The 18,398-nt window shown below is 44.7% G+C and carries 15 protein-coding genes and 3 tRNA genes; 13 read left to right on the forward strand and 5 right to left on the reverse strand.

What is annotated here, in order from left to right; all coding sequences use genetic code 11:
* The first annotated feature begins 30 nt into the window (after nt 1-30).
* Nucleotides 31-1,650 (forward strand): hypothetical protein, encoded by a 1,620-nt coding sequence (locus A3C46_06945; protein ID OGQ22286.1) that lies wholly within the window; start codon nt 31-33, stop codon nt 1,648-1,650.
* On the opposite strand, the gene A3C46_06950 is transcribed toward A3C46_06945, so the two are convergent.
* Nucleotides 1,647-2,831, reverse strand: a complete 1,185-nt coding sequence (locus tag A3C46_06950) for a hypothetical protein (protein OGQ22287.1) — start codon at nt 2,829-2,831, stop codon at nt 1,647-1,649. The genes A3C46_06945 and A3C46_06950 overlap by 4 nt on opposite strands.
* 77 nt (nt 2,832-2,908) lie before the next feature.
* Nucleotides 2,909-2,982 (reverse strand) — tRNA-Gly (locus A3C46_06955).
* 59 nt (nt 2,983-3,041) lie between these two features.
* Between A3C46_06955 and A3C46_06960 the strand changes: the two genes are divergently transcribed.
* Entirely contained in the window at nt 3,042-3,230 is a 189-nt protein-coding gene (locus A3C46_06960; protein OGQ22288.1) for a DNA gyrase inhibitor YacG, read from the forward strand.
* Nucleotides 3,231-3,407: 177 nt separating this feature from the next.
* Here the strand turns inward: A3C46_06960 and A3C46_06965 are convergent, their stop codons facing one another.
* Together A3C46_06965 and A3C46_06970 are read right to left on the reverse strand one after the other, a co-directional pair.
* On the reverse strand, nt 3,408-4,037 hold the full coding sequence (locus A3C46_06965) for a hypothetical protein (GenBank protein OGQ22289.1): 630 nt from the start codon (nt 4,035-4,037) through the stop codon (nt 3,408-3,410).
* Nucleotides 4,034-5,206, reverse strand: a complete 1,173-nt coding sequence (locus A3C46_06970; protein OGQ22290.1) for a hypothetical protein — start codon at nt 5,204-5,206, stop codon at nt 4,034-4,036. The genes A3C46_06965 and A3C46_06970 overlap by 4 nt, the downstream gene beginning before the upstream one ends.
* 159 nt (nt 5,207-5,365) lie before the next feature.
* Here A3C46_06970 and A3C46_06975 point away from each other — a divergent pair.
* From A3C46_06975 to A3C46_06985, 3 genes are all read left to right on the forward strand, one after another.
* A tRNA-Val gene (locus tag A3C46_06975) sits at nt 5,366-5,437 on the forward strand.
* An 80-nt stretch (nt 5,438-5,517) separates the two neighbouring features.
* Nucleotides 5,518-5,591 (forward strand) — tRNA-Asp (locus A3C46_06980).
* A gap of 7 nt (nt 5,592-5,598) precedes the next feature.
* The gene (locus A3C46_06985; GenBank protein ID OGQ22291.1) at nt 5,599-6,411 is read left to right on the forward strand and encodes a hypothetical protein; all 813 of its coding nucleotides are present in this window, start codon (nt 5,599-5,601) and stop codon (nt 6,409-6,411) included.
* A 127-nt stretch (nt 6,412-6,538) separates the two neighbouring features.
* On the opposite strand, the gene A3C46_06990 is transcribed toward A3C46_06985, so the two are convergent.
* Nucleotides 6,539-7,969, reverse strand: coding sequence for an AAA family ATPase (locus A3C46_06990; GenBank protein OGQ22305.1), 1,431 nt, complete (start codon nt 7,967-7,969; stop codon nt 6,539-6,541).
* Between the two features lie 6 nt (nt 7,970-7,975).
* Between A3C46_06990 and A3C46_06995 the strand changes: the two genes are divergently transcribed.
* The 8 genes from A3C46_06995 to A3C46_07030 all read left to right on the forward strand — a co-directional run bounded on the left by A3C46_06995 (nt 7,976) and on the right by A3C46_07030 (nt 18,271).
* Nucleotides 7,976-8,155, forward strand: coding sequence for a hypothetical protein (locus tag A3C46_06995; protein ID OGQ22292.1), 180 nt, complete (start codon nt 7,976-7,978; stop codon nt 8,153-8,155).
* Nucleotide 8,156: 1 nt separating this feature from the next.
* Nucleotides 8,157-9,047, forward strand: coding sequence for a hypothetical protein (locus tag A3C46_07000; protein ID OGQ22293.1), 891 nt, complete (start codon nt 8,157-8,159; stop codon nt 9,045-9,047).
* A gap of 141 nt (nt 9,048-9,188) precedes the next feature.
* Nucleotides 9,189-10,838 carry a DNA repair protein RecN gene (locus A3C46_07005; GenBank protein OGQ22294.1) on the forward strand — a complete coding sequence of 550 codons (1,650 nt, stop codon included), beginning with the start codon at nt 9,189-9,191 and terminating at the stop codon, nt 10,836-10,838.
* 104 nt (nt 10,839-10,942) lie between these two features.
* Complete coding sequence (locus tag A3C46_07010) at nt 10,943-11,755, forward strand: hypothetical protein (GenBank protein OGQ22295.1); 813 nt, start codon at nt 10,943-10,945, stop codon at nt 11,753-11,755.
* A 118-nt stretch (nt 11,756-11,873) separates the two neighbouring features.
* Nucleotides 11,874-12,779 carry a hypothetical protein gene (locus A3C46_07015; GenBank protein OGQ22296.1) on the forward strand — a complete coding sequence of 302 codons (906 nt, stop codon included), beginning with the start codon at nt 11,874-11,876 and terminating at the stop codon, nt 12,777-12,779.
* 23 nt (nt 12,780-12,802) lie between these two features.
* A complete protein-coding gene (locus A3C46_07020; GenBank protein OGQ22297.1) occupies nt 12,803-15,451 on the forward strand; it encodes a preprotein translocase subunit SecA in 2,649 nt (882 codons plus the stop codon).
* Between the two features lie 141 nt (nt 15,452-15,592).
* Nucleotides 15,593-17,752: an EscV/YscV/HrcV family type III secretion system export apparatus protein gene (locus A3C46_07025; protein OGQ22298.1), complete on the forward strand. Its 2,160-nt coding sequence runs from the start codon at nt 15,593-15,595 to the stop codon at nt 17,750-17,752.
* Nucleotides 17,753-17,878: 126 nt separating this feature from the next.
* Nucleotides 17,879-18,271 carry a hypothetical protein gene (locus A3C46_07030; GenBank protein ID OGQ22299.1) on the forward strand — a complete coding sequence of 131 codons (393 nt, stop codon included), beginning with the start codon at nt 17,879-17,881 and terminating at the stop codon, nt 18,269-18,271.
* Nucleotides 18,272-18,398: the final 127 nt, after the last annotated feature.

The raw sequence follows: 18,398 nt of genomic DNA on the forward strand, positions 1-18,398 counted from the left end.
AACCGGTGATTCTGAAAAGGAGATTTATTTATGGGTTCAAAATCCATTTTTCGATTTGCCTTTTTTATTTTTGTCTTCCTTTTCTCTTTTTCCGAAGTTTTTGCCCAAACTGCGTTTCCTTGTCCTCTGACACCTTTTGCGGGCAATGGCGGCGTGGGAAATACTGGCGATGGAGGAGCGGCAACAGCGGCGTCGCTCTCAAGGCCAGTTGAATTCACGTTCGATTCTGCAGGGAATGCCTACATTATCAGTGAGCATAAGGTGCGAAAAGTTGATCGCAATGGAAATATTTCAACCTTTGCAGGGACTGGAGTTTTCGGATTCTTTGGAGACGGAGGAGCGGCAACGCAGGCACAGCTCGATGAGCCGGTAGATATCGCGACCGACCTTCAGGGAAATGTTTATATTGCAGATAGTAAAAATGGCCGGATTCGCAAAGTCGATCTGAATGGTATCATCACCACTGTTGCAGGGAATGGGAACCAAGGGGTTGAACCACAAAATGGACTTTTAGCCACTTCCATCAAGCTCGGGGTGACTTTGCAAAACTATCAGAATCGCATGTCTGGGCTTACAGCAATCACATTGGACCGACAAGGCAACCTCTATGTCGCACTTGGAGACAATGAAACTTGCCGCATTGAAAGGTCCCAAAATATTATCAAAGTAGATACCAGTGGCCACATTACATTAATACCACTTCCTGACGATTGCCCATTCCGACTCAAAACCGACAACAATGGAAATCTCTATTATCTCGGTGAAACATCGCGCCTCGGTCACGCGTTACGCGACAGAATTTATAAAATTGATACGAACGGAAATGTTACGGTTGTGGCAGGAACTGGTATACGAGGTTCATCTGGGGACGGTGGTCTCGCAACGAGCGCCCAAATTTCGATTGATACGCGCTTTCTCTCGGGCTTGAATGGATTGGCACTCGATCTCCATGGAAATCTCTATTTTATTGAGCCGGGACCGCTCGCAGCGCGACAGAACAAACTGAGAAAAATTGATCAAGCAGGAATTATTCGTTCTTATCTCATCACAAACGATGCAGCCGGTTACCCCATTAGTCTTTCAGATATAGAATTTGATAAGGACAATATTTTTTATGGTGCTGGTATTTTTAGTATTCTCAAATGTAATTATTGTGCACAGCAAAACATCCAGATTGATGATAACAATTCCTGTACACAGGACTCCTGTATTTTCTTGGACGGCTCTATTCTCCATGATCCCATTCCCTTCAACGGTCAAACTTGTTCAGACAGTAACATCTGCGATGGAACGAGCGCTTGTTCGAATGGCCAATGCAGAAATCGTCCTCAAACGCGTCCGGCTGATGGAACGAGTTGCCCTCTTCCTGCTGATCCTTTTACAGGGCTTGTAAGGCAGGGGATTTGTCAGCGAGGACAATGCGTGCAGGGTGGCACGGTTAACTGGCCTCCTCCAAAACCACCGGTCGTGGATGCTTCTTGTTTTGAGCAGTTAAAAAAATTGCCACCAAATCCATGTGTTACAAAGAGCTGCAATGCTCTCAATAAAGTTGTCAGCTCTTACAAAGCAGATTTTACTCCTTGTGAAGAAGGAAAAGTATGTTGTTCAGGTGCGTGTCTCTTTCGAAACCAGTGTGGAGAACCCAATTAAATTTTCTCAAAAAAATTTGGATTGATTTTTTTAAGATAGGAGATTTCAGATTGAAAGAACCTTTCTGATTGTCGAAAGAGAGAAAAATACTTCTCAATCAATGGTCCATCGTTTGGAAAGAGCTGCTTTAAAGTTTTTTCTGCCTGGCCAGCTTCTTTCACGCTCATAGCGCGTGCAAGAAAGATAAGAGCTGTAAGTTTTGGCAACCTCTCTTCGCGATTGGGGATTTTTAGTTCAACGTTTTCCCTCACTTTATCGGGAGCGACACCATCGGGAAGAAGATCCTTGAGATGTCGACGAAGACCATTGGCGTAACCTCTCTTCACTTCAGATGATGCTGCTATCTGATAAAAAATGCCATCGCAGGCTTCTCTCGTATATTGTTTGATAATTTTTTGTTCCCTCTCACTCTTTGCTGCAGCAAGTATTTCTTTGAGAAGAATGCCGCCTTTGGGACTCTTCATCATTGCATCTGTATAGCTCGATGCCCCCCATTTTTGAGCAATTTTTTGCTGGAGATCATGACCTCGTTCATGCCGCACGAGCATCTGCCATTGTCGTGGAAGAGTCGCATCATCAGTCTGATCTGAAATTCTATATCCAAGACAGAGATAGACAGTCTTTCCTTTTTTTCCAAATGTCACTAAAGCAGCGGCGGTTTCACAAAGGAGTCCGTAGAAACAAGGAAGTTCTGGTTCAGAACACTCCCGACCTGTACGAGAAAAAACCTCGCTCCCCCATCTATCATCAGTAGCTACGATGGCTGCCAACTCCAGAAAGTCTTGAGAAGAAGGAGGGGACGGTGTTCGGCCGGATCTCATGACCTCTTTTTGATCCAATTTAAAAAATAATCGATCAGAGGAAGAAAGAGTTTTTATCCGATCGTAATTGCTTTGAGCCTGAGCTGACAATTCTGCTTTCGCAACTGAAACGATGGGGTATTCAATTTCACCAGCTTGAGTGCGCGGTAAAAGGCCAATCTGTCCATTATTTCCATCAAGTGAATCGATTTTGGTTAATTGTGTCAATGCTCGGATTACTTGATCGGCATCGAGGTAAAAATCACCTGAAGGTCGATTGATCTTCACGTAACCTTGGCCGTCGATTTTGTTGGGTTTGATTCCACGCAAAGCTTGATACCAGGAATCAGCCACGTCTTTATTGGTAAGGAAGATATCCATAGAATTTTTATCGTTCCTTCTTTGAAATTGTTGCTTTTCTTAAAGATTGAAAATGAATGAAGAACTGGTGAATTTTCTTGAGCGGGCGATGGGAATCGAACCCACGTCTCAAGCTTGGGAAGCTCACATTCTACCATTGAACCACGCCCGCAGAACTGTCAGAGCGTATACCAACTGGACTTTTTTGCTGCAATAGCATTTCATCTCCGTATGAAGAAACTCACCAAAATAAAATGCCCTTACTGTGGAGGAGCGACAGTGTGGGAAGAGAATCTTTATCGTCCCTTTTGCTCGGAGCGTTGTAAGCTGCTCGATCTTGGGAAATGGGCAAGTGATGAATATCGCATTGAGGGTGAAAAAACCTCAGATCCCAAAGACACAGAAGATGATGACCAATAATAATTCGAATTCTCAACAGCTGCTTCGGCTGAACTTTCTCGGGCCGCTCCGTTGCGGGTCGACCCGCAACGTTCGCTTAGCTCTCAACAATTTTAAATTTAACCCCGTTTGTGAAAATTATTTCGAGATACCCTGCGAAAGCTTCAACCTCGCGCGCTGTTGAGAAATGGTTTTTGATTAAAGTGTATGAATAAAATCAGCTAGGTGTTTTGGTGAATGGAGAATATAATCTGCTCGTGCGTCCCGTAACTTTTGTTCACTGTGAAGTCCCCAGGTTACTCCGATAGCGGTGATACCTGCGAGTTTGGCTTCTTTCATGTCTCCAATCGTATCCCCGATGTAAAATGTTCGATTTTTTTCGAGAGAAGATTTTTCAAGCAGGAAGTGAATGCGGTCAACTTTATTTGTAGCCCCATCTCCTCCAAGAATATCGGTGAAATGAGAAGTCAGCGAATGTGACGTCAATATTCTGTTGATCGTCAACGTGGTATTGGACGAAACAATGGAATTTGTTGTTTTCAGTTCAATGTTTTGAAAAAATTCAGGAATTCCCTCAAAGAGAGAGATGTGATTCGTCTCACTTGCCTTGTCCAATTCAAGAAGAATCTCGTTAATATGATGTTGATGAACACCTCGTTTTTGAAATCCATAAATAACATTCGTTTCAAAAAGAGCCTGTAAATCTTCAGGAGATTGAAGAAAATTATATTCGAGTGCGATGAGGCGATCGTAGACAAGCTGCTGATAGAGGTTCAGAGAGTCTGCGATGACGCCATCGAAATCAAAAATGAGAAGAGGTTTCTTCATGCTTGGGGGTCTACAAAGCGGGCTTTGACAAGTTTTGCAATCACTTCTTTGTTTGCAGGGGGAAATGTATATTGGGTCAGCTCTTGTGGCTTAATCCATTTCATTTGCTGTGCCTCTTGCGATTTTGGTTTTCCCTTAAGAATCGAGCAGCGATGAAATCGGATATGAACCTGTCGATCTTCATAGGTGTAATCAGCTGTCCAATCGTGAGGCCGCACAGCTACTTCAATTCCTAACTCCTCTTTTATTTCTCGCTTGATGCAATCACGCCACGACTCTTTTCCTTGTCGTTTGCCACCAGGGAATTCCCAATAGCCCTCAAGATGTTTTCCTTCGGGACGGCGTGTGATGAGAATGTTTCCATTTTTGTGAATGATCGCTGCCGCGATTTCGATTGATGGTGTACGAGAACGGGTTTCAAAACTGATGGGATACGGGTGTCGCCGAGGTCGGATCCCAGGGGCGCCCCGCGCCAGCGGGGATGTGGAACGACCGAGGTGACGGGCCCTGGAACCAATTTGTAGCGTTTTGAAATCCGTTCTCGATAAGGTTGAATACGAGCATAAGGGTCTCATCGGACAGATCAAACATGTCGGATCTTTCGCAGTACAAACAGCTGATCCAAAATCCATCATGGCTTGATGAAAGGCCCAAGATTTTTTCTTCGGCACAAAATCAGCAGCATGCTCAGCCACTTCTTTGAGAAGATTCTTTCCGGTAATCCCAAACACACGCGAGAGAACCCGACTGGTATTGGTGTCAAGCACGAGCACATCTTGTTCATATGCAAAAACTGCAATTGCACGGGCAGTGTAAGGACCAATTCCTGGAAGTGCTTCAAGGTCTTCGACCTTTTCGGGAAAGATTCCTTTATATTGTTGAACAATAACCTTTGCTGCTCGCAACATATTACGTGCACGACGGTAGTATCCGAGACCGCGCCATGCCGAGAGGACTTGTGGCCACCTTGCTTTGGCAAGTGTTTTGATATCGGGGAATTTTTGAAAGAAACGCTGATAATAATCGATGACCCGATCAACTTGGGTTTGTTGGAGCATCATTTCAGAAACCCAAATCTTGTAGGGATCACGTGTCTTGCGCCACGGAAGATTACGACCATTGGTTTCAAACCATTTTAGAAGCTGCGATGTAAATTGACGATGATTCATGCAGATGGAAAATCTTCAATATTGTTTCTCGGCATGGATCGTGATGTACATGATCGCCGTATGCGTCTGCAAGTATTTGTACAAAGCTCTGAAATCTCCTTGATAGCTCCTCCAGAATGTTTTAAGCGCTTTCAGTCTTCTTTATAGGTTGTGTGCTTGGGGCGCTTAGCTCAGCGGCAGAGCGTCTGCTTTACACGCAGAGGGTCGCAGGTTCAAATCCTGCAGCGCCCACAGAACGAAAAACATGAACGAATAAGTCGATTTTTATTGACGTTCTTCGTCGTTCGGTAAAATTTGCTACATCCAATTTTGGGGCGGTAGTTCAGCTGGTTAGAACGCATGCCTGTCACGCATGAGGTCGCGGGTTCGATCCCCGTCCGCCCCGCATCACTATGCATCATATCTCGATTCTCCACGCGATCATTCTTGGGATTATTCAAGGCGCCACCGAGTTTCTCCCCATTTCCAGTAGCGGTCATTTGGTATTAGCCCAAAATCTTTTGGGGGTTGATCTCGAAAAAGAAGCACTCCTTGCATTTGATATTGCGCTTCATTTTGGAACGCTTTTGGCGCTCCTCCTTCTCTTTCGAAAAGATCTGAAGACACTCATACAAGGAGCTTTCCAAAAAAATTCAGAAAATCCGCAGAGCGTGCCGTCAAGAAAATTACTCTGGTATCTTTTTTTGGCGACGCTCCCTGCCGTAGTGATCGGACTTGCGTTCAAAGATTTTTTTGAAGAGATGATGACCGATACGTTTTCGACGGGTGTGCAGTTTATCATCACCGGTTTTATTTTGTGGTCGACACGATATGCCCGTTTCTCTGTGCTCACAGCGACGCATATGCGATCGATGCATGCACTCATCATCGGCGTTGCTCAAGCAATAGCGATCATTCCGGCTATTTCCCGTTCGGGGACTACCATTGCAGCGGCACTTCTTCTTCGTTTCGATCGTGAATTTGCGGCTCGTTTCTCTTTTTTACTTGCGATTCCAGCTTTGGGAGGAGCGACACTTTTGAGTCTTGACAATCTTCGATATTTTTCTTCAGAAAATCTGCTCGCGACATTGATCGGAACTGTCGTTTCATTCATTGTCGCGATCGGCTGCATCAAGTGGTTGATGACGATCATCAAGAAAGGTCAGTTTTCCTGGTTTGCGATCTACTGTTGGATTATTGGTTTATGTGCAATCTTTCTTGCCTAAGAAATAATTTTAAAACAGATCAAGATTCGGGTGACGCCGGAGGTGCTTCCGGGAGGGTCTCCCGCGATAAGTGGGAGGGCCGGAACACCGCAGGCGGCAGGACCCGTATCAATGAAATGTTTTAAAATTATTTCTTAGAAGATGTGCGCCACTTCTTTAATCGTTCAGAGATTTCTTTTTCTTCCCCGTTTTCGGTCGGTTCATAATAAATGGTCCCTTGCAGTTTTTCAGGAAGATATTTTTCACCGATAACAAAATTTTCTTCATAGTCATGTGCGTATTTGTAATTCTTGCCGTAATCGAGTTCCTTCATGAGTTTTGTCGGAGCGTTGCGAATATGTTTTGGTGTTTGCAGCACTCCGTGCTTTTCTATATCTGTTTTTGCTTTCTTGTATGCCATATAACTCGCATTCGATTTGGGAGCGCTTGCGAGATAGGTCGCGCACTGCGCGAGCGGAATCCATCCTTCAGGCATGCCGACAAAATCAAACGCTTGCATGCAGCTGATCGCCACTTGCACTGCTTGCGAATCAGCGTTGCCGATATCTTCTGATGCAAAGATCACCATGCGGCGAGCGCAAAAGAGAGGCTCTTCGCCGGCCTCTAACATGCGTGCGAGATAGTAGATAGCAGCGTCAGGATCAGAACCGCGCATACTTTTGATGAATGCGCTGATGACATTGTAATGTTCTTCTCCTTTTTTGTCGTAAAACAGACTTTTTTTCTGCAGCGCTGCTTCGACATGGTTCAGGTTTATGCAAAAACCAATTTCAAAACGATCCGCAGATACGGGTCCTGTCACCTCCGTCGTTTCACCTCCCCGCTGGCGCGGGGCGCCCCTGGGATCCGACGTCGGTGCCACCCGTACGCCATCTGTTTTGAAATGTGTTTTGACAAGGTCAGCAGCAATTTCCAATGTATTCAACGCCCGACGTGCATCACCATCAGCGCTTGCGCATAAAAAGTTGAGAGCATCATCGTTCATAGTCAGATGAAATTTCCCAAGTCCTTTTTCTTCATCCTGTAAGGCTTTCAACACAACTTTTTTGAGATCACCATGTGAGAGAGGTTCAATCACATAAACTTTGGTTCGAGAAAGAAGCGCGCCGATGACTTCAAACGAAGGGTTTTCCGTAGTTGAACCGATGATCGTAATCGTGCCGTCTTCAACGTGCGGCAGAAGTGCGTCCTGCTGCGCTTTATTCCAGCGATGAATTTCATCAATGAAAAGAAGACTTCGCTGACCGTTAAATTTTCGGGCTGTGTTTGCCTCTTCGATAATGTCGCGAAGTTCTTTGACGCCAGAAAGAACTGCAGAGAGTTGAAAAAATTTTGCTTTCGTGTGATGCGCGATAATTCGTGCGAGCGTGGTTTTCCCCGTTCCCGGAGGTCCCCAGAAGATGATCGAGGGGAGGGTGTCAGCTTCGATGAGAGACGTAAGAGGTTTCCCTTTGCCGATGAGATGCGTCTGGCCGACAACGTCTTCAAGTATTTTGGGCCGCATCCGCTCTGCGAGGGGAGCATGAGTGCGCGCGATCTGATCAAAAAGAGTGGCCATAGCTTCATGAATCATGTTTTTCGTTCACAGTTCAAGGGGAAAGATAAGGGCTTACTCATCCTTCGACAAGCTCAGGATGAACAAAAGACGACCAATAAGTGTCTGACACTTTCTGGTCACAGGAAAGATCGACGCAACCTTTTTGGAGAGAGGCCGATAGAGAGAAAGCCCTTGATAAGGAGATGATATGTCTGAAAAATGCCAACTAACTCAAAATACACTGAATGTGAGGACGTTACGCGAATGTACCGAAAAAGTTGTACCTTATCAGAAACTTCGGGACCTTGCGACAGCACTTCTGGATGCGACGAAATCTTATGACATTGATGAAGATGGGATTTTTAAAGCAGGATTTGAATTACGAAGGCTGGCTCAGGGTGTTGGAACCTATGTTCTGCCAACACTTCAAGGCGATACTATTTATGATCCAAACTTGAGCGATTTTCGAAGGAAGTATCTCACACAACAAGTGTTCGAAATACTTCGAGATCGTCTCGATGGTGAGCTCAACGAGCAATATTATGATCGGTATGGTACGGTAACTCCGAATTTTGCTTTTGCTTCAGGATTTGAGCGCGATCTTGATCCAGATTTTTATCTTCAAGAAGACCCCGATAATCTCAGAAACGCATTAGCTTTCTCCTGGGATGAGAGATTTTATCTTCCAGTTACACTTTCTCTGCTCATGAAAAATCTTTCTGGCGAAGAATACGATCTCGCCACTGCACTCTTTGGTTATGATCAAGAACAGCGCCCATGGACTGCAGATGGTTGGATACGTGGCATGGACTGGATGATCGATAAAGTCAGTGGTATCGGTTTCATTTTCGGAACAACCTCGATGGCAGCAATAGGTTTTATGAACTCTTTCGTGGCAGAGGCAGCTCAAATCCCAACGGTGGTTGTGGCCGCACCAGCTTTGGCTACTCCCATCGCTTATGGTTTGTATGTTGCTGGCGCCTTTGTGGGTGGAGTTGGCATTGGCCTTATGGGTCACGGCGTTGTTTACCTTGTTGCTAAACCTCTGACCTCCGTTGACGAAGAGACCAGGCATGCATACCTGGAAGTAACGAAGTAACAGAGCACGTATCCCGTTCATGCTGAGCTAGTCGAAGCATGAGTCACCCTTCGACAAGCTCAGGGCGAGCGAGACAACGCCTCCGAGAGACTTTTTAATCAACACCTAGACAAGCCCTATTCAAGCATGTAAATCATCTTCATGCTTCTCTCCCTCCAGATTCAACACTTTGCCATCATTGATGAACTCGAAGTGGAGTTTGGTTCAGGTCTCAACGTCATGACCGGTGAAACAGGAGCCGGAAAGACGATCATCCTTCAAGCTCTCGATCTTCTTCTTGGCGCTCGTGCTTCGAATGATCTCATCCGCTCTGGAGAGACTTCCGCTTCTGTCACTGCTCGTTTTCTTTTCAAAAAAGAGATGACAGAAGTAAAACGGTTGCTTGAAGAAGTTGGAATCGATATCGATGAAGAGATTATTCTTCATCGGACGATAACGACAAATGGAAAAGGAAAAATTTCGATCAACGGAATTCCAGTTCCCCAACAATTTTTAAAAAGTGTCGGCGCATATCTCGTCGATATCTCCAGTCAACATGAACATCAACTGTTGCTCGATCCATCGCATCACGTGACGATTCTCGATCAACACGGAAATCTTCTGAATGACGTCAGTTCATATCAACAAATGTTTCAACACTATCACAGATTGCGTCATGAATTGGAAACGCTGCAAGCGCGAGAAAAAGCAGCCAAAGAACAATACGACTTTCTTCTCTTTCAATATCAAGAGTTGCGAGACGCACATTTGAAAGAAGAAGAGGAAGAACAATTAGAAGCAGAACGGAATCGTTCCAAACATGGAGTAAAACTCAAAGTACAAATGCAAGAGATTCTCCAATTGCTTGGAGATCGTGAGACTAAAAGTTCCTCTCTTTTACAACAAGCAGCACAGTTTGATTTAACTCTTCTTCCTTTTTCGGAAACGCTTGTTCGATGTGAAACAGAAATCAGTGAAGTGGAACGCGATCTTCAGCGCTATGCACAACAGATGGATGTCGATCCCGATCGACTCGAAACCATTGAAGATCGACTTCATCTTCTTCGATCCCTCAAAAAGAAGCATGGGGGCTCGATTGAGGCGTGTTTACAGAAACAGAAACGGCTCGAAGAAGAATTGGAACTGGTAGAAAAAGGGGAAGCCTTGACCGAAGCAAAAGAAGAGGAAGTTGCGCTGTCACAAAAACAGATGACAGGACAAGCGCAACTTTTGGCGACAAAACGTCGCAAAGCAGGAGTAAAACTTTCAACCGAAATCACCAAAGAACTTTCCGAACTCGGAATGAAAAAAGCAACGTTTCAAGTTTCTTTTAGCGCTCGTGAAGAAAAAGAATGGAATCTTTATGGTTCAGAAGAGATTCAGTTTTTATTTTCTCCCAATAATGGTGAGCCGCTTCGTCCACTTGCAAAAATTGCGTCAGGGGGAGAACTTTCTCGCATTCTGCTTGCCGTGAAAACGATTCTTTCTGATCGAGCTCTTCCTTCCACTTCTGTTTTTGACGAAGTCGATGCTGGGATCGGTGGAGCCATTGCTGAAGTGATCGGGAAAAAACTTCGCGAAGTCGCAAAATTGCGTCAGGTGATTTGTATTACACATCTTCCTCAAGTTGCTGCGTGGGGTCAGCACCATTTTCGTATCGCAAAGAGGGCTCTTTCAGGAAGAACCGTGACGAACATGCAGATACTTGAGAACCACGAGCGACTCGAAGAAATTGCCCGTATGTTGGCTGGAGTCGAAGTGACAGAAATTGCCAGAAGGCATGCTGAAGAACTCCTTAAAGGACCACTTTAAAGAGGGAGAAAGAATTTTTTCTTTGCAAAACGGGTAGTTCAACTTATCATGTCATAATGTCCGTTCGGGTTCCCGTTCATGTTGATCGAGGCGAAGGAGAGGGGATGCAAGTCGAAATTTATGGTCTTACGGATGTGGGGAAGCGCCGTGAGAAGAACGAAGACAGTTTCCTTATTAATCCTGCGTTAAAATTATGCATGGTTGCAGATGGAATGGGTGGCCATCTGGGGGGTGAACGTGCGAGCAAAATTGCCGTGCATACAGTCGAAGAAGTGCTTGTGGAATTAGAAAAAGATCCTGAAACTACGCTTGAAGAGGGAGCGGACATTGTACCTTCTGATTATAAAAGTTATCTTCAATATGCGATCTCGATTGCCAGTAATCATATCTATGAAGAATCGACAAAAGAACTGAAACTTAAAGGAATGGGGACGACAAGTGTCGTGCTTCTTTTTCGCGATAACGCTGCCTATGTTGCGAATGTCGGTGACTCAAGGGCCTATCTCGTGAGTGACGGCAAGATCGCGCAAATAACGAAAGATCATTCTCTTGTTGGGGAACAGCTTCGAGCCGGATTTTTAACTGAGGATGATGCAAAACAACATCGTCTCAAAAATGTGATTACACGCTCCGTCGGTTTTCAAGAGACCGTCGTGGCAGATATTGAAGTTCGTGATGTGCAAGTTGGAGATATTTTTCTTCTCTGCTCGGATGGACTTTCCAATCTCATTGAGTCTCATGAAATCCGCGACGTGGTGGCGAACAATGCCTTAGAAGATGCTTGTAAGCGTCTTATCGATCTTGCGAATGAACGTGGCGGTGATGACAATATTACCGTTGTGCTTGCCTCTATTCTTTCCCTTGATGATGATCTTCAAGATGATCTTGCCGATGAAAGTACGCTCGATATCAGTTAACTCGTATTTGTCATCCCCGTGAAAACGGGGATCCCACAAAAAATATTGGAGATTCCCGCTTTCGCGAGAATGACACTAAAGTTGACAGTTCGGGAAGAACTGACTACTGCCGATCTGTATGAAATCAGGCGAAGCCTATAATATCGTTGTTGTTCCGAAGAAGAGTTCTACCATTCGTCGTTTTCAATTTTCGAAACGAAGTTTTTGGTGTGCCGGGGCTCTTCTCTCTACTGCTTTCGTCCTTTTTATCGGTGCTGTGATGGCAGCGTGGACCTATTGGACGGCCTATCAAAAAGTCGAAAAAATTCGTCAAGAGGCTTCTCTTTTTCAGAGAGAACGCGCTTCTCTCATTTCAAAAATTCAGCAACTTGATGCGTCGGTATCGCGTGTTTCGCGTTTAGCGGCAGAACTTCAAGAAAAGCAGGCTCTCAAAACTGAACGATCAGGCAAGGGTCCAATTGAGAAAGAGAATATTTTTGACTCGCATCTTCGTTGGAGAAGGCCTCTGGATGTTTCGTCTCGGCGCAATGTCAATGAGTTAGCCGAAGAACTTGCTGAAAATATTCATTCCGTTGAAGAAAATCTTAATAATGCCTTCCTTTATCGAGAAGATCAGCTCTATCTTTGGTCTTCACTTCCGGCTTTGTGGCCAGCTCGTGGTTGGATTAGTTCTGAGTTTGGTGATTCGCGTCGTTTTCATGGCACACATCGTTGGCATCAAGGGGTTGATATTGCGAGCCCGCACGGTGCACCTATTTTAGCTTCAGGAGATGGGGAAGTCATTTCAGTCGGATATCAAAGTGGATACGGCAAGATGGTCATCATTGATCATGGATATGGCATTACCAGTGTTTATGGTCACTGCTCGGAAGTGTTTGTGAAAGAAGGAACGCATATCAAGCGTGGTGGCACGATTGGTCGCGTGGGAAATACAGGACGAAGTACCGGACCTCATCTTCATTACGAAATTCGTCTCGATGGTGTGGCGGTGAATCCAGTTCAATATATTGTCGATCAATCCTAATTTTTTCTGAAGGTCATTTTTTCATGATTACAATTCTTCTTAAAAAAATTTTTGGAACAAAAAATGAGCGCGAGCTTAAAACCATCCAACCGCTTGTGGCACGCATCAATGAATTTGAAGCTTCGCTAGTTTCTCTTTCTGATCAAGATCTCGCAGCAAAGACTCCATTTTTTCGTGAACGACTCGAAAAGGGCGAAACCCTGGAAGGGCTTTTGCCAGAAGCTTTTGCGGTCGTTCGCGAAGCCTCAAAGCGTGTGCTCGGCATGCGTCATTTTGACGTTCAGCTCATTGGTGGAGTGGTTCTTCATCGCGGTCAGATCGCAGAGATGAAAACCGGTGAAGGAAAAACGCTTGTCGCTACTCTTCCGGTTTATCTCAATGCTCTTGAAGAGAAGGGTGTTCATGTTGTGACGGTGAATGATTATCTCGCCCGTCGCGACGCAGAATGGATGGGAAGAGTTTATACATTTTTGGGTCTTCGTGTGGGAACGATTGTGCACGGTCTCAATGATAAGGAGAGACAGTGGGCGTATAACGCTGACGTCACGTATGGAACGAATAATGAATTTGGTTTCGATTATTTGCGTGACAACATGAAGTTTGAATCATCGCAGTTTGTTCAGCGGCCACTTCATTTTTGTATCGTTGATGAAGTTGACTCTATCTTAATTGATGAAGCAAGAACTCCACTTATTATTTCTGGTCAGGCAGAGCAGTCCACACAGCTCTATTATGTGATCAATGGAATTATTCCGTATCTCAAAAAAGAAAAACATTTCACGATCGATGAAAAAGCGAAATCAGTGATGCTCACGGAAGAAGGTGTGGCAGAAGTTGAAGGTCGATTAAATCTTCAAAATCTTTACGATCCTCAAAATATTCATTTTCTCCATCATGTGAATCAAGCGTTGCGTGCACATGTTCTTTTTACCTCTGATGTTGATTACGTCGTCAAAGACGGAGAAGTGCTCATTGTCGATGAGTTTACCGGAAGACTCATGCCCGGAAGACGATGGAGCGATGGTTTGCATCAAGCGGTGGAAGCAAAAGAGAATGTGCGTATTGAAAATGAAAATCAGACACTCGCGACCATTACGTTTCAGAATTATTTTCGCATGTACAAAAAACTTTCTGGCATGACCGGAACGGCGGATACAGAAGCGGAAGAATTTGCGAAAATTTATAATCTCGATGTGCGTGTGATTCCGACACATCACGATATGATTCGAGAAGATAAAGCAGATATTATTTATAAAACTGAAGCTGCGAAGTTCAATGCTATTGTCGAACAAGTTCGTCAGTCTCATGCAACCCATCAACCAGTTCTGGTAGGTACGATCTCCATCGAAAAGTCAGAACGTCTTTCGCAACTCATCGATCGATTTGGAATTCCTCATCATGTTCTCAATGCCAAACAACATGCACGCGAAGCAGAAATTGTGGCTCAAGCAGGCCGAAAAGGGGCGGTGACCATTGCGACGAACATGGCCGGCCGTGGAACCGATATTCTGCTTGGAGGCAATCCAGAATTTCTGGCGCGCGCCAAAGTGGGAAGCGAAGCAACGGAAGAGAGTTATCAAAATACCTTGCCGCATTTTCGAACGTTGTGCGCGCAAGAAAAAGAAGAGGTTTTAAAAGCTGGAGGTTTGCTCATTATTGGTACGGAACGACATGAGAGCCGTCGCATTGATAATCAGCTTCGAGGTCGATCGGGACGTCAAGGTGATCCGGGCCGTTCTCAGTTCTATCTCTCTCTTCAAGATGATCTTTTGCGTATCTTTGGTGGTGAAAAAATTTCTGGTCTGATGGAACGCATGGGCATGCAAGAAAACGAGGAGATTCAACATCCATGGCTCTCTCGTGCGATTGCAAATGCTCAACGAAAAGTTGAAGCGCATAATTTTCAAATTCGAAAAAATCTTTTGGAATTTGACGACGTTATGAATCAACAACGGACGACGGTGTATCGACGTCGTCGTGAAATTTTAGAAGGAAAAGAAAATCGAAATCTTTTCTTCGATATGATTGATGAAAGTATCACTGCCATCATTGAAGAATGTGTTCCGGATCGTCTTGACGAAACTTTTGATCCTCAATTGCTCGAAGAACGCGTTACCGCGCGATTTAATATGCCCTTTGTTTTTCGTGAGATTCCCGCAGAAAAACGAACCCAAGATGCTATTGGCTCTGCGCTCTATGAGCGAGTGATTGCGCATTATGAAGAACGAGAAAAACAAAATGGACTTCAGGTCATGCGTCATATTGAGCGCATTTTAATGCTTCAAACGCTCGATGGACTTTGGAAAGATCATCTTTTGCAAATGGACCATCTCAAAGAAGGGATTGGACTTCGGGGGTATGGTCAAAAAGATCCACTCTTAGAATATAAAAAGGAAGGATTTTTTCTCTTTCGCGAAATGATGCGTCGTTTGACGAGTGATGTGGTGGAAAAACTTTTCCGTGTTCAAGTGACCAGTGAAGAGAGCGTTGCCCGAGCCGAAGCACAAACGAGACAAGCGGCTTCTCAAAACGTCCAATATGGAGCCCCTTCAGCTTTTGCTGCTGGTGGTGGGCTGTCTCAACCTTCTCCGTCGGGCTCTTCCAAAGTGGGCCGTAATGACCCCTGTCCGTGCGGAAGTGGGAAAAAGTACAAAAGATGTCATGGAGTTTAGATGTAATGTCATCCTCGCGAAAGCGGGGATCTCCGGAGATTCCCGCTTACTACATGCGGGAATGACAGTTTTCTTTGGTCAATGGTCAAGATTTTGCACGTTGGCGATTTTGCCTCTCTTATGCTAAACTAGCAACCTCTTATGGCGAATGAAGATCAACAAGGTTCACGCTCCCTGACCTATACCAACATTAATGAATTGATTACGAAATATAGCGACGTTTTTATCGCTGTCTTCGTGATCCTTGTCATTGGGATGATTGTCATCCCGCTTCCGACATGGCTCCTCGACATCCTTCTGACCATTCAAATTACGCTCGGTATTATCATTCTTCTCTCTGCTCTCTATATTTCAGATGCTCTGAAGATTGCCTCTTTCCCCACGATTCTTCTTCTGTCGACCCTCTATCGATTGGCCCTTAATATTTCTACGACACGACTTATTCTTGCCGACGGAAATGCAGGAGAGGTGGTGCGAGCTTTCGGAACATTTGTGGTTCAGGGAAATTATGTGGTCGGAGGTATTCTCTTTATCATTATTACGCTCATTAACTTTATCGTTATTGCAAAGGGAGCAGAGCGAGTTTCAGAAGTGGCAGCGCGATTTACGCTTGATGCACTTCCTGGAAAACAGATGTCCATTGATGCTGACCTCCGTGCTGGAATTATTAACATGGAACAAGCCATGGAGCGTCGTCAGACACTGCAACGCGAAAGTCAGTTGTATGGTGCGATGGACGGTTCCATGAAATTTGTCAAAGGAGACGCGATTGCCGGAATGATCGTGATCCTCGTGAATATCATCGGCGGTTTTATTGTTGGTGTCGCACAACGCGGCCTTCCTTTTATAGAAGCGCTTCAGCTCTATTCATTACTCACCATTGGTGATGGTTTGGTGCAACAGATTCCGGCTCTGATTATTTCAGTTGCTGCGGGTATCGTTGTGACGCGCGTGGCATCAGAGAGTGAAGGATCAAATCTGGGTCGCGATATTATCACCCAACTTTCTGCGTATCCAAAAGCTCTCATTATTGCTTCTGTTATTCTGGGACTTATGGCGGCCGTACCAGGGCTGCCTAAAATTCCATTCGTTCTTTTAGGTTTGGTGGTTGGCGGCGTTGCCTTTTTCCTCATCCGCTCACGTGAGAAAGTGGTGCAAGAAATTGCCGAAGCGCCAAAACAAGACGCCGTCAAAAAGGCAGTCAAAAAACACGGAGATGTTTTACCCTTTATCATGCCGAGTCCTATTTCTCTTGAAGTTGGAAGTTCTATAATTCCTTTTGTCGATGATAAACAAGACGGTGGTCGCTTCATTAATGAGTTGATTCCACTTCTGCGTCATGGACTTTATTATGAACTCGGCGTGAATTTCCCTGGCATTCAAGTGCGTGGACAGACCGTCGATATGGATACAGAAACTTATGTCATTAATATTAATGAAGTCCCTGTTGCTCAGGGAAAAATTATCAAAGGACATATCCTCGTTGGCGAGCCCCTTGAACAGTTGAAACTTTTTAATATTACCGGGACTGAAACCATTCATCCGATTGATGGCTCAGTGGTAACGTGGATTTCGGATGAATATAAAGATGTCGCCACGCAGGCCGGTTTTCGTATGTGGGATATTGCGGAATATCTCATTCTTCATCTCTCCTACGTTCTTCGAAAACATTCACACGAATTTTTAGGTCTTCAGGAAGTGCAAACCATGCTGACGGAACTTGAGAAAACACATCCAGCTCTGGTGAAAGAACTGATTCCGAAAGTCATTACGCTCATGCAACTGAGCGAAATTTTTCAGCGATTGGTGCAAGAAGATATCGCGATTCGCGATTTGAAAAATATTTTCTCAACGCTTGCGCAATGGGGTGAGATTGAACGTGATACGTTAACGCTGACAGAACATGTGCGGGCGGGACTCAAGCGCTACATTACGCATAAATATGCTGGGCCAGGAAATACGCTTGCTGTCTATCTTCTCGATTCGCAAATTGAAGATCTGGTGAAAAATGCGATTCGCAAAACCGAGAAGGGGAATTATTTGGCCCTTGAACCAGAAATTACGCAGGAATTTGTAGAAGCCGTGGGGAAAGAGATTGCGAGTCATCCATTCCCGCCCGGAGCTCGTCCTCCGGTTATTCTTACGACAGCCGAAGTTCGTCGATATTTCCGAAAAATTGTGGAACTCGAATTCCCTCAACTTTCCGTTCTCTCCTATCAAGAACTCGCTGAAAACTTACGCATTCAACCGATCGCACGCGTGAGTCTACCTGAACATGTGCTGCAAAAAGTGAGTGCGTAACTGAAGCGATTTTTAACGAATTGTAAAAAAACGCTCCAGTTTCTTTTTTGACCTCGTTGATTTTTCAGCGAATTTTTTGGCATATCATCTGCATTCCTCTCATTGACACTCACAAGGAGGAATGCGATGGATCTGAAGAAAGAAATCAAACAGGAAATCATGAAAGATATGGAACATCTGGTTGGTATCATCACAGAAGCGCTCGATCAGAAGATCGGTATTCTGGCTGAAGCAATGAATGCTGGTTTCGAGAGAATGGATCGAAAACTGGATGATGTTGAAAAACGCCTCACTGCTCGCATTGAACTCAATGAAAAAGCATTGGGGTTTGTTCATGAAAAACTCGATGGAAAAATCCAGAAGCTTGATGGTGATATTCGTGAGCTTGCTTCACAAGTTCGTGAAAACCGTGCTGGCATTTGTCGTCTTGAATTGCGATTCGATGAGTTTGATCTTCGATTTACCGATCATGATCGAAGAATGACGAAACTTGAGCAGAATTATTCACATCGTGAATGATTATCATTCATAACTTGAATAACTGTTCAAAATCTAACTCTCTGACAGGTAAGCCACTGGTTTGACCAGTGAGACTTTCAAGGTTTGACAGTTGGATTCAGTATGACAGAGCCTCCGATGGGCTTGG

This window comes from Deltaproteobacteria bacterium RIFCSPHIGHO2_02_FULL_44_16 (assembly GCA_001798185.1).
In the GTDB taxonomy this organism is placed as follows: domain Bacteria; phylum UBA10199; class UBA10199; order 2-02-FULL-44-16; family 2-02-FULL-44-16; genus 2-02-FULL-44-16.